This is a genomic window from Bradyrhizobium sp. Pha-3 (genome assembly GCF_042258325.1).
Lineage (GTDB): Bacteria > Pseudomonadota > Alphaproteobacteria > Rhizobiales > Xanthobacteraceae > Bradyrhizobium > Bradyrhizobium elkanii.
On the sequence record NZ_CP170151.1, the window covers coordinates 9322687 to 9341785 of the forward strand.

The 19099-nt window shown below is 63.3% G+C and carries 18 protein-coding genes and 1 pseudogene; 13 read left to right on the forward strand and 6 right to left on the reverse strand.

All coding sequences use genetic code 11. From position 1 onward, the window contains the following. Positions 1-6: 6 nt before the first annotated feature. Both grpE and hrcA read right to left on the reverse strand, forming a co-directional pair. Positions 7-612, reverse strand: coding sequence for a nucleotide exchange factor GrpE (gene grpE / locus ACE10X_RS44425; protein ID WP_038382701.1), 606 nt, complete (start codon positions 610-612; stop codon positions 7-9). 165 nt (positions 613-777) lie between these two features. After that, the gene (hrcA, locus tag ACE10X_RS44430; protein WP_016841498.1) at positions 778-1866 is read right to left on the reverse strand and encodes a heat-inducible transcriptional repressor HrcA; all 1089 of its coding nucleotides are present in this window, start codon (positions 1864-1866) and stop codon (positions 778-780) included. A 170-nt stretch (positions 1867-2036) separates the two neighbouring features. On the opposite strand from hrcA, the gene rph reads away from it, so the two are divergent. From rph to hemW, 3 genes are read left to right on the forward strand one after another with little or no spacing between them, the layout of a single operon-like run. Continuing rightward, on the forward strand, positions 2037-2750 hold the full coding sequence (gene rph, locus ACE10X_RS44435) for a ribonuclease PH (RefSeq protein ID WP_016841497.1): 714 nt from the start codon (positions 2037-2039) through the stop codon (positions 2748-2750). Positions 2751-2761: 11 nt separating this feature from the next. After that, on the forward strand, positions 2762-3397 hold the full coding sequence (gene rdgB, locus ACE10X_RS44440; protein ID WP_375763885.1) for an RdgB/HAM1 family non-canonical purine NTP pyrophosphatase: 636 nt from the start codon (positions 2762-2764) through the stop codon (positions 3395-3397). Continuing rightward, positions 3384-4541, forward strand: a complete 1158-nt coding sequence (hemW, locus tag ACE10X_RS44445) for a radical SAM family heme chaperone HemW (RefSeq protein WP_038382703.1) — start codon at positions 3384-3386, stop codon at positions 4539-4541. Before rdgB ends, hemW begins: the two co-directional genes overlap by 14 nt. A gap of 91 nt (positions 4542-4632) precedes the next feature. Here the strand turns inward: hemW and ACE10X_RS44450 are convergent, their stop codons facing one another. After that, entirely contained in the window at positions 4633-5847 is a 1215-nt protein-coding gene (locus ACE10X_RS44450) for a penicillin-binding protein activator (protein ID WP_375763886.1), read from the reverse strand. 322 nt (positions 5848-6169) lie between these two features. Here ACE10X_RS44450 and rsmI point away from each other — a divergent pair, with 322 nt between their 5' ends. The 4 genes from rsmI (at position 6170) to ACE10X_RS44470 (ending at position 9628) form a co-directional block, all read left to right on the forward strand. Continuing rightward, positions 6170-7123, forward strand: a complete 954-nt coding sequence (gene rsmI / locus ACE10X_RS44455; protein WP_038382706.1) for a 16S rRNA (cytidine(1402)-2'-O)-methyltransferase — start codon at positions 6170-6172, stop codon at positions 7121-7123. Beyond that, positions 7110-7496, forward strand: a complete 387-nt coding sequence (locus tag ACE10X_RS44460; RefSeq protein ID WP_038382707.1) for a YraN family protein — start codon at positions 7110-7112, stop codon at positions 7494-7496. Before rsmI ends, ACE10X_RS44460 begins: the two co-directional genes overlap by 14 nt. Before the next feature lie 25 nt (positions 7497-7521). Then, positions 7522-8469, forward strand: a complete 948-nt coding sequence (gene gshB, locus ACE10X_RS44465) for a glutathione synthase (protein ID WP_038382708.1) — start codon at positions 7522-7524, stop codon at positions 8467-8469. Positions 8470-8656: 187 nt separating this feature from the next. After that, a complete protein-coding gene (locus ACE10X_RS44470) occupies positions 8657-9628 on the forward strand; it encodes an MBL fold metallo-hydrolase (RefSeq protein ID WP_375763887.1) in 972 nt (323 codons plus the stop codon). Between the two features lie 95 nt (positions 9629-9723). Here ACE10X_RS44470 and fsrB read toward each other — a convergent pair whose 3' ends face one another. Both fsrB and ACE10X_RS44480 read right to left on the reverse strand, forming a co-directional pair. Further along, a complete protein-coding gene (fsrB, locus tag ACE10X_RS44475) occupies positions 9724-11013 on the reverse strand; it encodes a siderophore utilization protein FsrB (protein ID WP_304557393.1) in 1290 nt (429 codons plus the stop codon). Between the two features lie 27 nt (positions 11014-11040). After that, on the reverse strand, positions 11041-13032 hold the full coding sequence (locus ACE10X_RS44480; protein WP_038382738.1) for a TonB-dependent siderophore receptor: 1992 nt from the start codon (positions 13030-13032) through the stop codon (positions 11041-11043). Positions 13033-13753: 721 nt separating this feature from the next. Here ACE10X_RS44480 and ACE10X_RS44485 point away from each other — a divergent pair. Then, positions 13754-13855, forward strand: a pseudogene (locus ACE10X_RS44485) (ATP-binding protein); the annotation flags it as partial. Positions 13856-13960: 105 nt separating this feature from the next. On the opposite strand, the gene ACE10X_RS44490 reads toward ACE10X_RS44485, so the two are convergent. Beyond that, a complete protein-coding gene (locus ACE10X_RS44490; protein ID WP_375763888.1) occupies positions 13961-14500 on the reverse strand; it encodes a hypothetical protein in 540 nt (179 codons plus the stop codon). Between the two features lie 196 nt (positions 14501-14696). Here ACE10X_RS44490 and ACE10X_RS44495 point away from each other — a divergent pair, with 196 nt between their 5' ends. The 5 genes from ACE10X_RS44495 (at position 14697) to ACE10X_RS44515 (ending at position 18957) form a co-directional block, all read left to right on the forward strand. Further along, a complete protein-coding gene (locus ACE10X_RS44495) occupies positions 14697-15149 on the forward strand; it encodes a hypothetical protein (protein WP_375763889.1) in 453 nt (150 codons plus the stop codon). Next, positions 15136-15777: a hypothetical protein gene (locus tag ACE10X_RS44500; RefSeq protein ID WP_375763890.1), complete on the forward strand. Its 642-nt coding sequence runs from the start codon at positions 15136-15138 to the stop codon at positions 15775-15777. The genes ACE10X_RS44495 and ACE10X_RS44500 overlap by 14 nt, the downstream gene beginning before the upstream one ends. Next, positions 15774-16256, forward strand: a complete 483-nt coding sequence (locus ACE10X_RS44505) for a hypothetical protein (RefSeq protein WP_375763891.1) — start codon at positions 15774-15776, stop codon at positions 16254-16256. The genes ACE10X_RS44500 and ACE10X_RS44505 overlap by 4 nt, the downstream gene beginning before the upstream one ends. 248 nt (positions 16257-16504) lie before the next feature. Beyond that, positions 16505-17689, forward strand: a complete 1185-nt coding sequence (locus ACE10X_RS44510) for a DNA cytosine methyltransferase (RefSeq protein WP_375763892.1) — start codon at positions 16505-16507, stop codon at positions 17687-17689. Between the two features lie 890 nt (positions 17690-18579). Next, complete coding sequence (locus ACE10X_RS44515; RefSeq protein WP_375763893.1) at positions 18580-18957, forward strand: hypothetical protein; 378 nt, start codon at positions 18580-18582, stop codon at positions 18955-18957. Positions 18958-19099: the final 142 nt, after the last annotated feature.

The following is a 19099-nucleotide window of genomic DNA, read 5'->3' on the forward strand; positions in this document are numbered from 1 at the left end:
GACGGATCAGGCGGTGATGTCCGCGGTCGGGGCGGCCTTGGCGCCGCCCTTGGAGACGCCGACCAGTGCCGGGCGCAGGATGCGCTCGCCGATCATGTAACCGGCCTGCACGACCTGCACCACGGTGCCCGACGGCACCGACGGATCAGGCACCTCGAACATCGCCTGCTGGAAGTTCGGATCGAACTTCTCGCCGATCGGGTCGAACTTCTTGACGCCGTTCTTCTCCAGCGCGTTGAGCAGTGAACGTTCAGTCAACTCGACGCCTTCGAGCAACGCCTTCAGGCCGGGATCGGCGGCTTCCTTGGTCTCGGCCGGCACCGCATCGAGCGCGCGCTGCAGGTTGTCGGCGATATCGAGCACGTCGCGGGCAAAGCCGGTGATGCCATAGGTCTTGGCGTCGGCGACCTCGCGGCGGGTGCGCTGGCGGAGATTCTCCATCTCGGCCAGCGTGCGCAGCGTCCGGTCGCGCGCCTCGGCGAGTTCCTTGGTCAGCGCCTCTGCCGATCCGGCCTCGGGCTCGTCAGGCATGATGTAGGGCTTCGAGACAACGGGCTCACCCGTCGGCGCCGAATTCTCGGTGTTGTCATTGGCCCGGTTCGGATCGGTCATGGCTTGCCTTCTCGAAAACTCGCGTCGGTTCAAATCTTGGGGATTGCTTGCCGGGATATCGTGCTTTGGGCGGCGAAAATCAAGCGCAACATACCGGCCTCGGGAACTGGGATCTCCGGCTTGGGTGAAGAAAACCCGTCAAATGAAAGCGAAATCGCCCTCCGGTCAGCCGCCCAGCATCTTGCTGACGATGCGCGCGGCATAATCAACGGTCGGGATCACCCGCGCATAGTTCAGCCGCGTCGGTCCGATCACGCCGAGGACGCCCACGATCCGCCCCTGGGCGTCGCCGTAGGGCGCGATGATGGTAGAGGAACCCGACAGCGAGAACAGCTTGTTCTCCGAGCCGATGAAGATCCGCACGCCCTCGCCGCGTTCGGCGCGGCCGAGCAGATCGATCACGCCGCGCTTGGTTTCGAGATCGTCGAACAGCGACTTGATGCGCTCGAGATCGTCGAGCGCATGCAGGTCCTCGAGCAGATTGGCGTGACCGCGCACGATCAGCTGCCGGTCCTCGTTCTCGCCGCCGGACCAGCTCGCGATGCCGGCCGCGACCACCTTTTGCGTGAGCTGATCGAGCTCGGCGCGGTTTTGCGTCAATGCCGTCTCGAGCTCGAGCCGCGCTTCAGCCAGCGTCCGGCCGCGGATCCGCGCATTGAGGAAGTTGGTCGCCTCGGTCAGGGCCGAGGATGGAACACCCGGCGGCAGCGCCAGCACGCGGTTTTCGACCTGGCCGTCTTCGCCGACCAGCACGACCAGCGCTTTCTCCGGCTCCAGCCGGACGAACTCGATGTGCTTGAGCCGCGCATTCGACTTTTGCGTCAGCACCACCGCCGCGGCACGGGTCAGCCCCGACAGCCGCGTCAGGGCTTCGCCAAGCGCGGCCTCGACGGATTGCGCGCGGCCGACGGCAGCAAGCTGGGTCTGGATCGATTGACGCTCGGCCTCGGTGAGGTCGCCGACCTGCATCAGCGCATCGACGAAGAAGCGCAGCCCGAGTTCGGTCGGTAACCGTCCGGCGGATGTATGCGGCGCATAGATCAGGCCGAGCTGCTCGAGATCCGACATCACATTGCGGACCGAGGCCGGCGACAGCGGTAATGCGATCAGGCGCGAAATGTTGCGGGAACCGACCGGCTCGCCGGTCGCAAGATAGCTCTCGACGATTTGACGAAAAATGTCGCGCGAACGCTCGTTGAGCTGGGCGAGCCCGGCATGCGGCGCGATCAGGCCAATCGGATCGTGGTGAGTCACACTCCAGTCCCTCACAATTACTGCATAATTTGTCGATCCGGGAGGCCGATGACAAGCATGCATTCGGCCCCGTGGTACCGGACCCTGCCGGGGCCGAAAACCCTTGCCGCTGCCCCTTCCCCCTCCTACAAGCACGGCCAGCCAATTTTCTCGGATTTCTGGAGGATTTCATGCGGCCAAGCCGCCGTGCACCCGATGAACTGCGTCCCGTGTCGCTGGAACGCGGCGTCGTCAAATATGCCGAGGGTTCCTGCATGGTGAAGTTCGGCGACACCCATGTGCTGGTGACCGCCACGCTGGAAGAGCGGTTGCCGCCGTGGCTGAAGGGCCAGGGCCGCGGCTGGGTCACCGCCGAATACGGCATGCTGCCGCGTGCCACCCTGGAACGCACCCGTCGCGAGGCCTCGGCCGGCAAGCAGGGCGGCCGGACGGTCGAGATTCAGCGGCTGATCGGCCGCTCGCTGCGCGCGGCCGTCGATCTCGAGGCGCTCGGCGAGCGCCAGATCACGGTCGATTGCGACGTCATCCAGGCCGACGGCGGCACCCGCACCGCCTCGATCACCGGTGCCTGGGTGGCGCTGGCCGACTGCATCAACTGGATGAAGACCCGCAACATGCTGAAGACCAATGTGTTGCGCGACAACGTGGCGGCGATCTCCTGCGGCATCTACCAGGGCACGCCGGTGCTCGATCTCGACTATGCCGAGGATTCCGAAGCCGACACCGACGCCAATTTCGTCATGACCGGCGACGGCCGGATCATCGAGGTGCAGGGCACCGCCGAGAAGACGCCGTTCTCGGAAGGCGAGTTCCTGGCGCTGATGGCGCTGGCGCGCAAAGGTGTCGCGCGTCTGGTCGACTTGCAAAAGATCGCGGTGGCGTAGTCAGATTGGTAATGCACCGCCGAATCACCGGAAGGCTCGTCATCGCCACCCATAATCCCGGCAAGCTTGCCGAGATGCGGGAACTGCTGGCGCCGCATGGCGTGGAGGTGGTGTCGGCGGGCGAGCTTGACCTTGCCGAGCCCGAGGAGACCGGCGACAGTTTTCGCGCCAACGCGGCGATCAAGGCGATCGCGGCAGCGAAGGCAACTGGACGGCCCGCCTTCGCCGACGATTCCGGCATCGTGGTCGACGCGCTCGACGGCGCGCCCGGGATCTACTCGGCGCGTTGGGCCGGCGAGGGCAAGGACTTCATGGCGGCGATGACGCGGATCGAGCGGCTGCTGCAGGAACGCGGCGCCACCGCACCGGACCGGCGCAAGGCCCACTTCGTCTCGGCGTTGTGCGTGGCCTGGCCCGACGATCACCTCGAGGAGGTCGAGGCCCGCGTCGACGGAACCCTGGTCTGGCCGCCGCGTGGCACTGCCGGCTTCGGCTACGATCCGGCGTTCCTGCCCGACGGCTACACGCGGACCTTCGGCGAGATGACCAGCATCGAGAAGCACGGCCTGCCGCCGCTCGGACTCGGCCTGTCGCATCGCGCCCGCGCCTTCGTGAAGCTCGCGGAGATCTGCCTTGAGCCACGCTGACCGAGCAGCCTTCGGCGTCTACGTGCACTGGCCGTTCTGCCTGTCGAAATGCCCGTATTGTGATTTCAACAGCCACGTGCGGCATGCGCCGGTCGACGAGGAGCGCTTCGTGCGCGCGTTCGCCCGCGAGATCGAGACGACGGCCGCGCGCGTGCCGGGGCGGCAGGTGTCCTCGATCTTCCTCGGCGGCGGCACGCCTTCGTTGATGCAGCCGCAGACCGTCGGTGCCGTGCTCGATGCGATCGGCAAGCACTGGCAGGTCTTGCGCGATGTCGAGGTCACGCTCGAGGCCAATCCGACCAGCGTCGAGGCGACGCGTTTTCGCGGCTATCGCGCAGCCGGCGTCAACCGCGTCTCGCTCGGCGTGCAGGCGCTCGATGATGCCTCGCTGAAGGCACTGGGCCGCCTGCACACCGCGCGCGAGGCGCTCGACGCGGTCGCGATCGCGCGAAGCGCGTTCGATCGCTACTCGTTCGATCTGATCTATGCCCGCCCCGATCAGACGCCGCGGATGTGGGCTGATGAACTGAAGCAGGCGATCTCGGAAGCGGCCGAGCATCTGTCGCTCTACCAGCTCACGATCGAGGAAGGCACGCCGTTCTTCGGACTGCATGCCGCCGGCAAATTGCAGACGCCGGATGAAGCGACCGCGCGCGCGCTCTACGACGTGACACAGGAGGTCTGCGCCCGCGAGGGATTGCCGGCCTATGAGATCTCCAACCACGCCCGTGCCGGCGCCGAGTGCAAGCACAACCTCGTCTACTGGCGCGGTGAGGAATATGCCGGTATCGGCCCCGGCGCACATGGAAGGCTCGACATCGACGGTGTCAGGCACGCGACCGCGACCGAGCGGCGCCCCGAGGCCTGGCTGTTGAACGTCGAGGAGCGCGGTCACGGCGTCGTCAGCGATGACAGCCTCAACAGCGAAGAGCGCGCCGACGAGTTTCTGCTGATGGGGCTGCGGCTCGCCGAGGGCATCGATCCCAAGCGCTATGCGGCCCTCGCCGGCCGAAAGCTCGATCCGCACCGGATCGCCCTGCTGCGCGAGGAAGGCGCGATCGCCGTCGATGCCGACGGACGGCTGCGCGTGACGAAGTCGGGCTTCCCGGTGCTCGACGCGGTCGTCGCGGATCTCGCCGCCTAGCTGCAGGGCGCCAAAATATCGAAAACAACCCCATGCACAGTAGCTGGCAGGTGCCGGCGCTCGACAGGGCAGCTTGACCGCCTGACGAAAATCAAGCGCCAAAACTCTTCGGCGAGCCTGCGACCGGCGTACTGCCGCCTGATGCCACCTTCATGACCGCAAGGCCGCGCTCATTGGTGCCGTCGGAGCGGAAGCGGAACAAACCGTCGATACCGGCGAAGCCGGATGGATTGGTCAGCGTCTCCGGCGCAAAGCGCTGCGCGCCTTGCGTGCGTGCGAGCGCCGCCATCAGCGCCACGGCATCATAGGCAAGCGTTGCAGTGCGCACCGGCTCGCCGCCATATTTGCTGCGGTAGCGGCCGGCGAAGCTGCGGAAGCCGGACGGATCGGGCGCGGCGTAGAGGCCGCCCTGCAAGACGGGGCTCGCGAATACCCGCGGATTGTCCCACAGCCCGGTGCCGAGCAGCTGGATGTTGCGCAGATTGGCGCCGGCTGCGGTCAAGGCATCGGCGGTCGCGACGACCGAATCACCATCGTCGGCGATCAACAGCGCATCGGCCTGGCCGAGCGCCTGCGCCACGGTTCGCGCCGGCGTCGCGCGATCGGCGCCATATTTCTCGAATGCGACGACGCGGCCGTTCTTGCGGCCGACCGCCTGCTTGAACGCGGCCTCGACCACGTTGCCATAGGCATTGTCCGGCACCATCGCGGCGAACGAGCGCTTTCCGATCCCCGCCGAGTAATCGACGATGCGATTGATGTCGGATTCCGGCAGGAAGCTCAGCAGATAGACGCCGCGCCCGGCCACGCTCGAATCGGTGGAGAACGCGATCACCGAGGTTCCGCGCGGTCGCGTCAGTTGCGCGACGGCCGGCACCGAGCCTGCGAACAGCGGTCCCAGAATGATCTCGGCGCCTTCGGATAATGCCTGCTGGGCACCCTGCGACGCGCCCTGCGGGCTGCCGCCATCGTCCTTGATCAGGAGCTGGATGTTCGGGTTCTGAAATTCCGCCAGCGCCATTTCGGCCGCGTTCCGCATCGACTGGGCGGCAAGCCCGGCATTGCCGAACGCCGACAGCGGCAGGATCAGCCCGATCTTGACCTGCCCGGTGCCGACCGCCTGCGGCTGCTGCTGCGGGCCGGCGGGACCGCCTTCCTGGTTGCCGCCGAGCGGGCTGGAAAACTGGCTCAAGCTTTGCTGCACGCCGGAACAGGCCGTCAGCAGCGGCGCGCCCACGAGGAGGCCGAGCGCGGTCCGCCGGGTGGTGCCCGACGGCGGGGACTTGCGGTGATGCGGGCCTTCCATCGTCTCTCTTCTCTTGGCCGACCGTGATCAGCCAGGACTCCATCCAGCTCTGATGAGGCGGGTGGATTCAGGCATATTCTCGGCGAATAGTTAACTAAAACAAAAGGATTATGGCCCCGCGGCGCCCTTGCCGCGGCCTCCATTTCTCCCGTCAGGCAGCGTTCCGTCACCGCCGTTTGCGGATATGGCGCTAGCGCCGCCATCCCTCTAGAGCTTATCCCGTTCCGATTGAATCGGAACGGGGCTCTAGATTCTCGGTTTGACGCGTTTTCGTCACGCGAACCGGTACCCACTTCGCTCGAAAACGCTCTAGATTGGCATTATGCGCGCAAAAGCCAGTTCCCTCCACCATTCGGATGCCACGACGGGCGCTGCGGCCAGAACCTTTTCGATCGGCGGCCAGCAATTGGCCGCGCCAAGGGCCGCACCCGGGCTCCATCTGGTCGCGACCCCGATCGGAAATCTCGCCGACATCACCTTGCGCGCGCTGGAGACGCTGGCCGGTGTCGACGTCATCGCCTGCGAGGACACCAGGATCACGCGCCGGCTGACCGAGCGTTATGCGATCGCCGCCGACCTCGCGCTCTACCACGAGCACAACGCGGCCCAGGCCCGGCCCAAAATTCTGGAGCGGCTGGCGCAGGGCGCCGCGATCGCGCTGGTTTCCGACGCCGGCACGCCGCTGATCTCCGATCCCGGCTTCAAGCTGGTGCGCGACGTCTGCGCCGCCGGGCATGCCGTCATCGCGGTGCCGGGGCCATCGTCGGTGCTGACGGCGCTGTCGGTCGCGGCCCTGCCGACCGACCGGTTTTTCTTCGAGGGATTTTTGCCCGCGAAGGAGCACGCGCGCCGCGCCCGGCTCAACGAGCTGGCGAGGGTCGATGCGACGCTCGTGATGTTCGAATCGGGCAACCGCGTACAGGATACGCTGCGCGATCTCGCTGCGATCATGCCCGGCCGCGATGCCGCGATCTGCCGCGAGCTGACCAAGCTGCACGAGGAGATCACGCGCGCGCCGGTCGCCGAGCTGGCCGCGAGCGCGGACGCGCTGGAAACGCGCGGCGAGTTCGTGCTGGTCATCGGACCGCCGGCCGATGATGCCGGGGTGATGGACCAGGATAAACTCGACGATCTGCTGCGGGCGCAGCTCGCCCGCGGCAGCGTCAAGGATGCGGTCGCCCATGCGGTCGAACTGTCGGGCCGGCCGCGCCGCGAGGTCTATGCCCGCGCCCTCGAGCTTGCGAAGACCACCGGGGACGGCAATGGCGAAGACTGACAGCGCCTCGCCGGAGCGCGTCGCGGCGTTCCGGACCGGCATCTCGGCGGAGAGCCGCGCCGCAGCCCTGCTGATCGCCAAGGGCTATCGCATCCTGGCACGACGCTTCCGTACCCCCTTTGGCGAGATCGACCTCGTGGTGCGCCGGCGCAATCTACTGGCCTTCGTCGAGGTCAAGGCCCGTGCCAGCCTCGACGACGCCGCCTATGCGGTGACGCCGCGGCAGCAGCTGCGCATCATCAATGCCGCCCAGGCCTGGCTGATGGCGCATCCCGAACATGCCGAATTTGATCTCAGATTCGACGCCGTGCTGATTGCGCCGAAGAGCCTGCCGCGCCATCTGTTAGCGGCATTCGACGCCAGCCCTAATTAACCTCAAGACCTCGCGGGACACGCTTATGAAATTGAAGATCGCCGTCCAGATGGATCCCATCGCGCGCATCAACATCCGCGGCGATTCGACCTTTGCGCTGCTGCTCGAGGCGCAGAAGCGCGGCCACGGCATTTCCTACTACACGCCCGACAAGCTGTCGCTGCGCGGCGAGGAGCTGGTGGCGCCGGTGCAGCCTCTCACCGTGCGCGACGAGGTCGGCGATCACTTCACGCTGGGCGAGCCGAAGCGCGAGCCGCTGAACGGCTTCGACGTCGTGCTGCTGCGGCAGGATCCGCCGTTCGACCTCGCCTACATCACCTCGACCCATTTGCTCGAGCGCATCCATCCGAAGACGCTGGTCGTCAACGACCCGGCCAGCGTGCGCAACGCGCCGGAAAAGCTGTTCGTGATGAACTTCCCGCAGCTGATGCCGCCAACCCTGATCTCGCGCGATCTCGACGAGATCAACGCATTCCGCGATCAGCATGGCGCCGTCGTCATGAAGCCGTTGCACGGCCATGGCGGCGCCGCGGTCTTCCGCGTGATGCCGCAGGACATGAATTTCGGCTCGCTGTTCGACATGTTCTCGGTCACCTTCAAGGAGCCCTGGGTGATCCAGCGCTTCCTCCCCGAGGTGAAGCATGGCGACAAGCGCATCATCCTGGTGGATGGCGAGTTCGCCGGCGCCGTCAATCGCGTGCCGGCAGCGGACGATCTGCGCTCCAACATGGTGCGCGGCGGTGCGGCCAAGGCGACCGAGCTCTCGGATCGCGAGCGCGACATCTGCGCCACCGTTGGACCCTCGTTGCGCGAACTTGGTCTGATGTTCGTCGGCCTCGACGTGATCGACGGCAACCTGACCGAGATCAACGTCACCTCGCCGACCGGCATCCGCGCAATCCAACGGCTCAATGGCCCCGACGTCGCTGCGATGATCTGGGATACCATCGAGAAGAAGCGCGCCGCCAGATAACCCTCCCTTGTGCGCCGCACAGCTGGCTGAAATTTAGCCGGCGTTCGATCGCGCATGCGATCTCCTTATTCTTCTTGCCAGCTTGCGCGGGCGAGGGCAGCATCCGCTCGCCTGCGTCAGGTCAAGCAGCGGATCAACGCGCGGGCAACAACGCGAAAATCTCATAAAAAATGTGGAGGAAGACGTTATGACGCTCAATGTCTCACGACGATCCTTGCTCGCGCTCGGTGCCGGTCTCGGCGCCAGCACCCTGCTCGGGGGCACCGCACAGGCACGCGCGCCGAAGCTCGGCACGCAGACACCCTATTGGCACCGCTTCATGCTCGGCGACGCCGAAGTGACCGTCGTATCCGACGGGCCGCTTCCGCTCGGCGATCCCTCCGGCACCTTCACCGGTGTGCCGAAGGAGGAGGTGAAGAAGATGCTCTCCGACAACTTCCTCTCGCCCGACAATGTCGTGCTCGAGCAGAATTCGCCGATCGTCAACACCGGCGACAAGCTGATCCTGTTCGATACCGGCATGGGCACCTCGCAACTGTTCGGCAAGACCACCGGGCGGCAGCAGAAGAGCATGAAGGAAGCCGGCATCAAGCCGGAGGATATCGACGCCGTCGTGCTGTCGCACGCGCATATCGATCATATCGGCGGCATTGTCGGTGCCGACGACAAGCCGCTGTTTCCGAATGCGCAATACTACATCGCGCAGAGCGATCTCGAGTTCTGGACCGACGAAGGCAAGATGGGCAGCCCGTTGAAGGATTTCATCGTGCATGCCCGCAAGAACCTGCTGCCGGTGCGCGACCGCATCGTGTTCTTCAAGGACGACCAGGAATTCCTGCCCGGCGTGACGGCAATCGCAGCGCCCGGCCACACCGTGGGCCACACCATCTTCATGGTGAGCTCGGGCGGCAAATCCTTCGCGTTCCTCGGCGACCTCTCGCATCACGCGGTGCTGCTGCTGGAGCGTCCGCGGATGGAATTCTCCTACGACACCGATCCGAAGCAGGCGGCGAACTCGCGGGTCAAGCTGCTGGAGATGCTGGCCGCGAACAAAACGGCCGTGATGTCCTATCACTTCGCCTGGCCGGGCTACGGCCACGTCGCCAAGGTCGGCGAAGGCTTCCACTACTATCCAGAGCCGATGCAGATGAACCTGTGACGGACTGATTGCGAAGACGGACTGCCTCGGGAGCGGCCGCCGCCGCTCCCGAATGCATTTGCCGCCCGGTGCAAGGAGCCCACGGGAGGCCCGGCCTATTCCGCCGGCGCGAGACGGCTCTCGGGGTGTGCGCGCATCGTACCTCGCGCGCCAATCCGCGCCCGACGTTTGCGCCACCAGATCACGACGCCCGTCACCGACAGCGCCGCGACCACCAATCCCATCAGCGAGATCAGGATGCGCCCGGGCAAGCCGGCGATCCGGCCGGAATGCAACGGAAACTGCATCTGCACGAACACGTCGGCCGCGGTGCCGACCCATGGCAGCCGCTCGCCGAGCGGACGGCCGTCCTCGCTGTCGTAGTAAAGCTGCGCCGGCCCGACGCCCGCGGCGCCATGTTCGTCGCCCGGCTCGAAGAATGCGACCGCATAGACGCCATGGGCCGGACCATAATTGATCGAACCGATCGGCGTGGTCCAGCCGCGCGCCTTGCCGTCGGCCGCGGCCCGCGCGGCGATCTCCGCATAGGTCATCCTTGGCTCGATCGGGTCGTCGAGATGACGGTATGGTCGCTGCTCGTAGGGTGTCGGGGTGTAGTTGGACACGGTCTTCATCAACGGCGAGAACACCTCGAAATAGAGGTTCAGCGAGAATGCCGTGAACGCGATCACGAACAGCAACGCCCAGGCCCACAGGCTGAAGGCGCGATGAATGTCGAAATTGATTCGATAGGCGCTGCCTGAGGTCTTGATCTTCCAGGCCGGCGCCCAGCGGGTCCAGAAACCCTTGCCGCGCGGGCCCGATATCGCCGACGCCCGCTCCGCCCTTGCGCGCCGCTGCGACGGCAGGGTCAGGTAAAAGCCGACGAAGCAATCGATCGTCCAGATCACGGCGATGACGCCGAGGAAGCGCATGCCCCAGCGATCGCTGCCCCAGAATTCGGGGATATGCATCGTGTAGTGCAGCTTGTAGAGGAACGAGACGAAGTTTTCGCGGGTCACCGGCCAGACCGCGCCCCAATGGCGGCGTCCGAGCTCGACGCCGGTGTTGGGATCCAGAAAGACCTGGTTGTAGTCGAGCGTGTAACGCTTGCCGGTCGCCGGATCGATCCGCGGCAGCACAAAGAACCACAGCGACTCGCCTTTCTCCGGCGTCATGAACATGTGGACAACGCGGGCGCGATGATCGCGCTGCTCGATCAGCCGGGCGAGCTCGACCGACGGGATCGCGGGTCCGGAGCTCGTCACCTCGAACAGCTTCCTGTTGAGCACGTCGTCGATCTCGTGGTCCCACGAGATGATCGCGCCGGTGACGCCCGAGAAGAACAGGAAGGCCGCGGTAAGAAGACCCGCCCAGCGATGCAGTCGTCCGAAGATTGGTCTCATGGGCATTTCAGTAAGTTGTTTTGGTGATCACCAGCGGTAGGTCAGCTTCGCGATCGCCTTGCGGCCCTCCGCGTAGAAGCAGCTGGTGTTGCCGTAGCAGGCTGCCACATAGCGCGTATCGGCGAGGTTGGTGACGTTGAGCGAGAGGCGATAATTGTCCCTGGTGTAGGCGACGAGCGCATCGACGACCGTCGATGCCGGCACCTTGAAGGTGTTGGCGTCGTCGCCGAACGTCGATCCGACATAGCGGACGCCGGCCCCGAACTGGACGCCGGCGAGCGGGCCACCCTGAACGGTGTAATCGCCCCACAGCGAGAAGCGGTTGAGCGGGACCGTGGTCGGCGCCTTGCCGACGTTGACGGGATCCTTGGTGACGACCGCGTCGACATAGGCATAGCCGCCGCGGATATTGACGCCCTCGACCAACGTCGCGGTGCCTTCGAGCTCAATGCCGCGCGACCTGACCTCGCCGGTCTGCTCCGCGAAATAGGCCGGCGGGGCGTAGGTAACGACGTTGGATCGGGTCAGGTCGAAGGCGGCCAGCGTGATCAGCGCATTGACGCCGACCGGCTGGTACTTGACGCCGACTTCGTACTGGACGCCGGACTCCGGCTTCAGCAGTTCGCCGGCGGCGTTGATGCTCAGCACCGGCAGGAATGATTCCGAATAGCTGAAATAGGGCGCGATGCCATTGTCGAAATTGTACATCACGGCGGCACGGCCGGTGAATGCCGAGGCGTCTGTCGACGTCGACGTCTTCGCGAGATTGTTGTCGAGGTCCGTGGTGACGAAATCCTGCCGCCCGCCAAGCAGGAACGACAGCCGGCCGAGCCTGATCTGATCCTGCAGATAGAGGCCGGCCTGCGACTGCTTCATGCCGGTGTCGTCATACGGTCCGTTGTTGGTCCAGCTATTGGTGTAGACCGGCGCGAAGACGTTGAGCTTGCCGGTGCTGTCGCTCGAGGCCATGTCGCGGAACGAGGTGTTGCGGTAATCGACGCCGAACAGCGTCGTGTGGCTCAGCATGCCGGTGACGAACTTGCCCTGCAGCTGGTTGTCGACCGCGAAGGAATCGATCGTCGAGCTGCCACCGGCGCCGCCGCGCGACAGCAGACCCGCAGCCTCGTCGGCGGCCGACGCATAGCCGGTGCCGTAGAAGCTCTTCTGCTCGTTGTGCATCCACGAATAGCGCAGGTTCTGGCGGAAGGTCAGCGCCTCGTTGAAGTCGTGCGACAGCATGTAGCCGACCGAGGATTGCTCGGTGTCGAACTGGTTGAAGCCGGGCTCGCCGACGAAGCGCGTGTTCGGAATGTAGCGGCCGTTATTGGCCCAGACGGTGCCGGACGGCGGCAGGAATTGCAGGCCCCAGCCGGTGCGTTCCTTCTGGTAATTCGCGAGGAAGGTGATCGTGGTGTCCTCGTTCGGCTTCACGGTGACGGCGGGCGCGATGAAGACGCGATTGTCCTTGGTGTAGTCGACCTGGGTCTCGCCATCGCGCGCGACGCCGGTCAGGCGCCACAGCACTGTCCCTTCCTTGTTGGCGCGGCCGCCGATATCGAACTCGCCCTGATAGCGGTTGAAGCTGCCGCCGGACAGCGACACTTCCCCGAACTCGCGCGCGGTCGGCAGCTTGCTGACATAATTGAGGATGCCGCCGGTGCCGCTGCCGCCGAACATCGCCGAGGATGGCCCCTTCAGGACCTCGAGGCGCTCGGCCCCGTACGGATCGAGCCCGAGGAAGTGCACATAGTTGCTGCTCGGCAACCGCAAGCCGTCGAGATAGAGGCCCGGCATCGTCATGTCGAAGCCGCGGATCTGCAAGCCGCCGAAGCGGGTGTCCGAGCCGCCATTCACGTCGCCGCTGACGCCTGCGGTGTAGCGCAAGGCCGCGCCCACCGATTCCGCACCCTGGTTCCTAATCTGGTCCGTCGTGACGACCGAGATCGATTGCGGGATTTCGATCAGCGGCGTGTCGGTCTTGGTCGCCGTGCCCGAACGCGTGGCAACGAACCCGACCACCGGACCGCCGGCTCGCTCTCCGGCGCCGGCACCGGATCGTGCCGCCGCTGGAGGCGTCGCCTGCTGGGATCGAGCCGCGCGATTGGCGCGGCTCGCGCGTGCGGTCGCCGGACGACGAACCGGTTTTGCATTCGCAGTGATCGCGCGCTGCTGAGGCGCGTCCACGCTCACCGGCGGCAGTTCCGATTGCGCGTCGACGCGTTCGATCGTGACTCCGGCGGCAAGGACGGCGGCGGTACACAGACCGATCGTTCGCAGTCGCGGATGTTGACGGGTGGAATGCGAAGCAAGTCGATCGATCACGCGAAGGCGCCCTGATGTCAGCCTGGATGGATTTGTGATCCGGCTCTACAGCGCGGGGCTCGCGAGTACAGACCTCGGCAGTTGGAATAGATCGAGACTGCGCGCGCGATCAGCGTGCGATCGCTGAAACAGCAAGGAAATTGACGACACGCTGCGACAATAAGCGCGATGCTCGTGCGTGCTGGAATGATTCTTGAAAATGATTCTTGCAGTTGTCGACGACGCGAGCTGTGTTCGATCGCGAGAAACACGTGTCATCGCGAGCGACGCCTGACGCTTCCGCACCGGCCGGAAGCGGATGCGCCGCGCGGTGAATTGGTACCGGGCGACCAGCCCTCGGTGTCGCGAATGTTCCTGTAATGTTCTTGCACTTTTCGCCCGGTTCCGCTACCTTCGATTGCGGAAGAATAGGGGCAGCATGGTCCAGCGCGTATCCACCGTCGCATTCGAGGGGATTGAGGCCCGCGCGGTCGACGTGCAGGTGCAAGTCGCGCCGGGATTGCCGGCGTTTGCAATGGTGTAGCGAAAAAACCCCCAAACGGCGAAGCGAATCCCAGCGGCTGGATCCCGACGGCCCGATTAAAGAACAGCCGTCCCACGATCTCGCGGGGAGATAGCTCGAATTTTATTTCTCCTCGCCGTCCGCATCGGACCGCGACATGATCTCCGTAGCAAATTCTCGCCAATCTTTCCCTTGGCGGCGCTCAAGAGCGTAAATCGCGGACTTAACCCCGCCGACCTTCTTCAGAGATTTGTAGATGTCACGTTGACTGACGTGATGGTTCAAGAATTCCAGCGAAAGCCCGACTGGCTTCGATTTGCCCGTATCTCGGTAGACCTCGTACAGGTCTATCGCAAACCTCTCATCATAGCTTAACGAGCGGATCGAAGGTCGTCCCTCCTTTCCGGAAGTGTAGTGAATGTTGGCGAACAGGCTGAGCAACTCGCCCCAGCAGAATGGATTGTTCGGATTAAGTCCCGTGTCGTCGAATGCCTGACGAACCGGATCCATGTGCTTCAGCCTGAGCTGGGAGACGAGTTCAGCGAAGACCTCGCCGACCTCCTCATGTGTCGAAAGATTGACGAGCGGCTCGTGCAAGAATCGGCTCGCTTTAAAGCTGGCAAGCTCGCTCAACACCCGGCGTCTGTATTTCTTCTCGGCCATTGTCTCTCGGATGCTTACGCTGAATTGACACTAAGCCAGCAATCTCCTCGGACGCAATTGGCGGAAGGGGATAGCCCGCCCGCCTAGAAGCAATAGTTCTTTTTCTCCCCCGATTTTAAGAGCGGGTTCGTTCTGCGATCTAATCGAGCGTGAGCCCGGCCGCTGGGGCGGCTGCGCCGAACTGGGAGTCAGAACATTGTACCTCGAACAGGAAGAGTCGCGTCGGCAGGCGGTGGCCGAAGCGAGCCACGAGATTTTCACCGTCGGTCAAACGGAAAGTGTACCCGCTGATCCATCCAATCCCGAACTGGTCGCAGAACGCTTTCTGAAACATCGTGCGGCGAGTGTGCAGGAGGAGGTGACGGGAGACGTGATCCTGCACCAAGGATTAGCCGCGTGCGCTAACGATCGCGAACAGCTACAGAAGCTGCTGAACGCGCTCGTCGGCGCAAAAGTTCTATCCCAAGCTGAAGCTGATGCAGGCCTCGGCGGACGGAAATCGACCATGTCGATGCTCCGCAAGATCGCCGAGCGTGCTGACGTGATCCTTCATCCCAAAATCCTGCCCTTCCTGCAGCCCGGATACTCCGTGCTGTATCAGGTGGCTCTCTTGTACGAAGACTTGGAGGCTAACAATGGAAACGATTGAGCGACTTCACGAGATCCTCGCTGGATGCGACGGAATGGTCACGCGCCAGTGGATCAGCAGCAAGAGAGGCCAGCTCAAGGGCCGAGCGCGGCCGGCCAAAGGACCGTACTTGGTTGTCGACAATGACGAGATCGCGAGCGCACCAACTGCCGAACGTGCTCTCGACGAAGAGACGCCGATCTCGGTGCTGCTCCTGACGCCGCAAAGGGCGGCGGTAACTAGGTTGGGCAAAGGGTACGTCCCTGCCGGCGAGCCTCCGTGCCTACGCATCGGCCATGCCGTCGCGGATGATGCTGTCCTGCTCGTCGTTGCACGAGTTGGCGAGTTGCTCTCACTGTCGAGTTCGCTGGAGTGGTGGAGGTTCAAGAAGTTCTCACGCGTCTATCTTCTGGAAACATCAGTCGGGCCGGACGTGACCAACGTCGCCGCGATTGGAGTATGTGAGCGCGGTGAACTGAAGTTACCTACTCCGCTCGTCTGGCCCACCGAACAGGACCCGGTGAAGCTCGTCGACAAACTTACTGCGGGGATTGCCGGCAGACGAGTGCACTTGTTTGCCGATATGGCAGCGGCCGGCTGGGAAGCAGTCGTCGGTGATGCGAATTGGACTGAAGGACAATCGTCGTGAGCGCTCTCTATCCTACCCTGGCGATGGCTACTCGCGGACGAGATCCGTCTCTAGTTTCGCTAGGAGTGGTACTGTGCGGAGAAGTCGATCCCGCCGGCGAAACGGCGGCGGGAGAGCATGCACGCGGCATTCAGTTCTACTCGGTTACGATCGCGGAAGAACTCAAACCTCGCATCCAAGAAATGGCTGATCGACTCGGCGGACGCTTAAAAGTGATCCACTTGCCGGTCAATCAGATCGCGGCCGACTTCATTCACCTCGCCGCATACCATCGCTGTTTGGCGGTGCCAGAATTTTTGGTCGGCTATCTCGTCATGCACTTGTGCGAAGTGTTGCCGGAGAAAGTGATCTGTCTAGTGTTGGATGCCGAAGTGAGCCAGCAAGTCTGGTCCACGGCCGCACGGATCGCGAAGCGCCACGGCAAGCTGCTGACCACAAGAACGGGCCGAGCCGCGGATTCGATCGGCCGCTGCAAGTAGTTCGCCGAAGTCGACCGGCAACGTCACAAGTGGGGTAGGGTGGAAAGATGTTGGGGGAGATCGAACATCTCTTTCGTGGGCTGCTGCAGGACTCATCGATTAATCGATGGTATCCCCGTGGCCGGACGCTTCAAGACTTATGCACTGCGTGGGCAAAGCGGTCGCGTATCGGGGAAATGCCTGCGGCACCACCATCGCGATTTCGCGCTTGCGTGCGGGAGGCATGCGAACCATATCGACCCTACACTATGGCCGAGGTGCGAACGGCTGCAGCCAGGAAGGACTTTTCCGTCATCTCGCTGTTCGCTGGAGCTGGCGGATCTTGTACAGGCTACGGCCACGCGGGAGGCGAGGTCCGCGGCGTGGTCGAATTCGGCCCTAATGCCGCAGCCGCATACAAGCGCAACAACCCCGACTGCATGGTCGAGCAGCGCGACATCCGCGACGTGCTACGCGACCCAAACGGGGTGGAGGACCTTCTACAGAGGGCTGGCCTGCTACCCGGCGAGTTGGACTGGCTGGACAGCTCTCCGCCGTGCACCGAGTTTAGCCTCGGCGGCGCGGGAATCGGAGATCAGAACCGCCCGAAGTTGCATTCGGGCATGTGGCAGACCCACGTTGCGAGCTTGCCGTTTGAGTATGCAAAGTTTCTGCATCGGACGCAGGCCAAAGGCTCGCTCATGGAGAACGTTGTCGGTCTACAGATCCGTGCACCCGAGCTGCTGCGGCAGATCGTGGACGCGCTTCGGTTTCGGGATGGCGAGCGGCGGTATTACGCGAACTGGAAGATACTCTCGGCCAGCAACTATGGGGTCCCGCAAAAGCGGAAGCGGATCATTGTCCTCTCCGTGAGGTGCGACGTAGCGGAGAAGGTCGGCATCTACTCCGACGAAGACGTGCTCCGGCTCTTTCCCATGCCCACTCACGGCACCGTCAGCATACGATCCGCGTTCGAGGGACTGGAGCAGGTATGGGAGGACGAGGAGCCGTACTTCAAGTCGCTGCGGAGGTCCCAGTTGCACGCTGCCCTTAAACGGTTACCGAAGTGCCCGCCGAAGCACCAGCGGCTGAAGAACGTGAAGACCAACTTCTCACTGACCCGGTGCTCGTATGACCTGCCGGCGCCGACGTTGGTAATTGCAGGACAAAAGCCAGACGGCTTGTCCGGAGCGATTCACCCCGAACTGGATCGGAAGTTTACGATCCCGGAGCTGAAGCGCCTGTTCGGATTGCCGGACGATTTCATCCTGACCGGCACGATCGACGAAGCCGTCACGTGTATCTGCAACATGGTCCCGCCGCTGCTCACGAAGGCTGTGGCAGAGTCCGTGTATGAACAGTTACTCCGTCCCCTGGCCACTCGCGAGCAGCCAACTCGGAGCGAGTGCGCGGTAGGACCAGGATCGCTTCCTCATAGGGAATGCGTCGATTGATCACGGCCTTGAAAACGTAGTCAACGACGCGCTGGTGGTCATGAGTTATCGGCCTGACGTGGATCCTATCCACCAGCTCTTTCGGTCCGAGATATCGATCTGCGTTCGACTGGAAGTGCTCGACCATCGATTCCTTGAGCCGAGACGCTGGCGGGAGCATCAGGATCGCGTGGAAGTGCAGACCGTCGTTGCATGAGCTTGATGCCTTGGTTCCGTTCCATTTGAAGACGGGAAGGTCCGCAACCGCAATCAGGACGGGAAGCTTGTCGACCGGCGCAGTCTTCGGTCGTTTGTGAACTTTGGTCACGAGAGTCGAATAGACTCGCTGAACCTCGTCCTTCATTCGGTTAAGAACAACCTGGCGAGCACCGGCAAAATGTTGGAAGACCAGGGTCACCAAATAAGCGGACCAGCCATCGGCGATCCGATCCGAAAGCATGCGACCGTACCCGTCAATGATTGCTTGACCCGGTTGGTGACGTTGGCTGGCCTGGTTGGATCGGCTCGATCCCAGCTCGGGTAATGATCGGAAGTGTCGGTTGGGATCGTTAGTTGGATCTTGGATCGTTTGATCCGTGTGGTCTCGGTCATTCACTTGGGTATTGGTAATACGAAACCATATGCCGGGCATCGCTGCTCGCATCGTTTAAGTCTCCGGGCGCAGGGATACTCCGATGGCCAATCCACCAAAACGCACAAGCCTGCGTCGTATTTACACCAAGTGGCCCATGCCGAACGGGCATGTCTCGCTTGATCGTAACGCTTGCCTGAAAGATGATGGCTTGCCGGGGAGCGATCTTTGATTGTTCCGGATTCCCGGAGTGAGTCATCCGCTTGGAATAACACGGCGGATTGATTAGCTTTGGTGCGCGTTAAAAGCAGGGCCAAGGATGCCGATTGATCTTCACTACGTATGCAAACGTGGCGACAACTTCAGACGAGTCAGTGGTGATCTCTTCGAGACCGGCAACTGGACTGCCAGCCATCGTCTGGCTGTTCTCGCGGTGGATGGTCGCATTTTCTTGCATCACTCCCAAAAAGATATGGCGTGGCATGGCGGCACAATAGTTTCTTTTCGATCTGCTCCACCACCAGAGCAGAATCGGAAGATCTTCACCTATCGAATGGATCGCGATTATCGGATATTTTGTGAGGCGGCCTGGTCTCGGCAGATTGCCGTCGCAAGATGGAATCGAGACAGAACTAAATTGCTCAATGAAGAGGATTACTTGGACACTTTAGCATCTGGTCTGCATCGGATGCTGTAATTGTCTGTCCGGTGGACAGAGCCCATCTACGTTGGGAACGAGTTCTCTCACACTTCGGCAGCTACCCGAGAGAGACCGCTCGTTCGGATCGCGCAGTTTCGATTGCTCGCTGGCTCTCCTTCCGGGGGAACCCTAAATCGGC